Source organism: Dolichospermum sp. LEGE 00246 (assembly GCF_015207865.1).
GTDB classification, from domain to species: Bacteria; Cyanobacteriota; Cyanobacteriia; order Cyanobacteriales; family Nostocaceae; genus Dolichospermum; species Dolichospermum heterosporum.
In genome coordinates, this window is sequence record NZ_JADEWA010000559.1 from 1 (window position 1) to 3096 (window position 3096).

The 3096-nt window shown below is 38.5% G+C and carries 2 protein-coding genes and 1 pseudogene; 1 reads left to right on the top strand and 2 read right to left on the bottom strand.

Annotated elements, in window-relative coordinates:
- Positions 1 to 101 precede the first annotated feature (101 nt).
- The gene (locus tag IQ228_RS23940; protein WP_193964685.1) at positions 102 to 1352 is read right to left on the bottom strand and encodes a cytochrome P450; all 1251 of its coding nucleotides are present in this window, start codon (positions 1350 to 1352) and stop codon (positions 102 to 104) included.
- A 256-nt stretch (positions 1353 to 1608) separates the two neighbouring features.
- Here IQ228_RS23940 and IQ228_RS23945 point away from each other — a divergent pair, with 256 nt between their 5' ends.
- Positions 1609 to 2898, top strand: a complete 1290-nt coding sequence (locus IQ228_RS23945) for a Glu/Leu/Phe/Val dehydrogenase (protein ID WP_027403850.1) — start codon at positions 1609 to 1611, stop codon at positions 2896 to 2898.
- 36 nt (positions 2899 to 2934) lie between these two features.
- Here the strand turns inward: IQ228_RS23945 and tnpA are convergent.
- A pseudogene (gene tnpA / locus IQ228_RS23950) lies at positions 2935 to 3096 on the bottom strand (IS200/IS605 family transposase); the annotation flags it as partial.

Consider the following 3096-nt stretch of genomic DNA (forward strand, 5'->3'; position numbering starts at 1 on the left):
ATAGTATCGTTGCATTTGTACCTCAATCTCACCAGGGTAAGTTTGCATCATCTATCAGTTCATCCATCTACCCCTCTAGTGTATAGCTATCATTGGCAGTATTACACCTTATTTAATCCACGATCCTTAGCAAATTCTTTACCTAAACATTCTTTAATTCCCCCACCAAAGGGAATGTAACTAAAAGGTTTAGATTTATCCTCATTTCTCTCTACATTAAACCTGTCTGGATCGAAACTTTGAGGATTTTGATATATATTTTCATCTTCATGGGTTTTGTATATGTCATACATTACCATCCAACCTTCAGGAATAGAATAACCATTAAATTCACAGGTTTTAATTACCGAACGAAAAGAACTACCGATAGGGGGAATAAGTCGTAAAATTTCCTTCAGTATTTGGTCTAGGTAAGTCATTTGTTTAAGATGTTCAGATGTGAGGTCACCTGTATAATTTATTTGTTGTTGTTCTTGTCTTGCTGCTGCTAAAATCTCTGGGTTTTGTGCTAAAAACAAAAAAAAATAACACAGTACAGAACTTAAAGCTTCATGTCCAATAAATAATAATCCTAAAATTTGATCTTTGATTTCATCTACACTCAAATTATTGCCATTTTCATCTTTTGCATTTAACAATAAATCCAAAGCATCTTTTTCTAAATTTTCTAAATTTGGTTGTTTTTGACGTTCTACAATAATCTTGTCAATTTTTGCTAATAAAAGTTTTCTGCTTTTCACAGTTTTACTATACGTAGTCCAAGGTAAGCGAATAGGAATAGCGTTTAAACCTTGACACCATCCTTCAAATAATTTAAGAAAATCATGGTCATGAGTAATGTCTGTTCCTACTAATAATTTACAAGCTACATCAAAAGCATATTCTCTCAGTTGAGGATACAAAGTTAATTGACCTAAATCTTTCCATTTCTGTAAATAGCTATTAGTAATTTCCACCATTGCAGGTGTATAACTGGCTAAAGCTCGCGTTTGAAATGCTTGAGCTAATAATTTACGTCGATTTTGATGTATGCTTCCTGCTTGAAGTGCTAAAGATGCAGGACCCAACAAGTCTGAAATATCCTTATCTGGTATAACTGTAAAATTTCGATTTTCACCACTAAATATAAAGCGATTTGCGTCTGCTCCTATCATTACAATTGTAGTGAGACCAAGTATGTTAGTTTTAAAAACGTTACCGTATTTTTCTTGTCGCTTATTAATAAAGTTTTTATCTGTTAAAAAACTAATTGTTTCACCAATAATAGGTAAACCTAACTTTCCAGGTGGTAAAGGTAATTGATTATCAGTAGAAATATCTGGGTTGTTGGATTTGTTTTCTGGGATTTTCATAAGGATTATCAAGTAAAAGTGCAGGTTTTCGAGTTTTAACTAGCCAAGCAAAATTAGTCTACAGCGATTTTTAGGCAAGTGTATAAAATTTAAAAAATTGTAATATATTTGCGTTTATCTGCCCAAGCGTCTTACGGCATACAAATCAACATAAAATTGTAACAGAAACTACAAAATTGACATCTTTTTCAAAAAAGAGGGTAAGCTAACCATATCAGTCCGGTTCACAAACATACGGTGATGAGGAGTAGGTATTATGGTGACAACGTCTCTCCCACTTATAGAAAATCATTCTCCAGCGCATATTTGCCCTTATGATCAAGCCTGTAGCTATTTAGAATGGGCTGCTAAAGAATTAAAATTAGATCAAGGTATCGTAGAAATACTCAGTCACCCTCGAAAAGTTGTCACAGTTTCCATTCCCATAAGAATGGATAGTGGGGAAGTGCGGGTTTTTGCTGGACATCGGGTACAACATTCGGATATTTTAGGACCCTATAAAGGTGGTATTCGCTACCATGAAGCAGTGACATTACGAGAAGTATCCGCCTTAGCCATGCTCATGACTTGGAAATGTGCATTGTTAGGCATTCCCTACGGTGGTGGCAAAGGCGGAATTCCCATAGACCCCAAAAAGTTCAGTGTGGGGGAATTAGAACGCATTAGCCGCCGTTATATTAGCGAATTAATTAAAGACATTGGACCATCCGTAGATATACCCGCACCAGACATGGGAACATCAGCGCGGGAAATGGCATGGATGATGGATACATATTCTGTCAATGTTGGTCATTCTGTCCCTGGAGTAGTTACAGGTAAACCCTTATCTATTGGTGGTTCCCTGGGACGAGAAATGGCGACTGGACGCGGTGTGATGATTATTGTTCGTGAAGCGATCGCCGATCACGGTAAATCCCTCGTAGGAGTCAGGGTAGCAATTCAAGGCTTCGGTAATGTAGGTGGGGCAGCCGCCGAATTACTACACCAACAAGGAGCAAAAATTATCGCTGTTTCCAGTGCTAGTGGGGGTATCTTTGCCGAAAATGGTCTTGATATTTCTGCTGTCAAAGCCTACGCTGCGGCCAACCATCGCAGTGTGGTGGGATTTCCCCAAGGAACACCCATTAGTAATGCAGACTTATTAACTTTACCTTGTGATGTCCTGATTCCTGCCGCTTTGGAAAACCAAATTACCGCAGAAAATGTCCATCAAATCAAAGCCCAATTTGTCGCAGAAGCGGCTAATGGTCCAGTGACTTTGGAAGCTAACCGCGTTCTAGAAGCCCAAGGTGTCACCGTGTTACCGGATATTTTAGCCAATGCTGGGGGTGTGGTGGTCAGTTATTTAGAATGGGTACAAGGTCTTTCCTATCTATTCTGGGACGAAGAACGAGTCAACCGGGAAATGGAACATTTGATGGTTCAGGCTTACCGCAAGGTGATTCATGAGTCGCAAGCACGGGGGGTAAATCTGCGATTAGCTGCTTATACTTTGGGTGTAGGTAGAGTCGCGCAAGCTTTGAATGATCGGGGTTTGTATCCTTAGTTTTATATGCAAACTAGTTTAATTCAGTTGGAGTAGGGTGGGATGAATCTCTACAAATAAATGAATATGATCTGGCGCAACTTCTAACGCACGAATATTCCAGTCTTTTTCAATAGCTAATGCCGAAAATATCTCAAAAATCCTATCTCTGATTTTCCCAACAAGTACCTTCTTTCGGCGTTTAGGTATCCAGACTAG

Coding starts and splice junctions, on each gene's coding strand:
- IQ228_RS23940 (WP_193964685.1), bottom strand. CDS start 1,352: ATGAAAATCCCAGAAAACAAATCCAACAACCCAGATATTTCTACTGAT.
- IQ228_RS23945 (WP_027403850.1), top strand. CDS start 1,609: ATGGTGACAACGTCTCTCCCACTTATAGAAAATCATTCTCCAGCGCAT.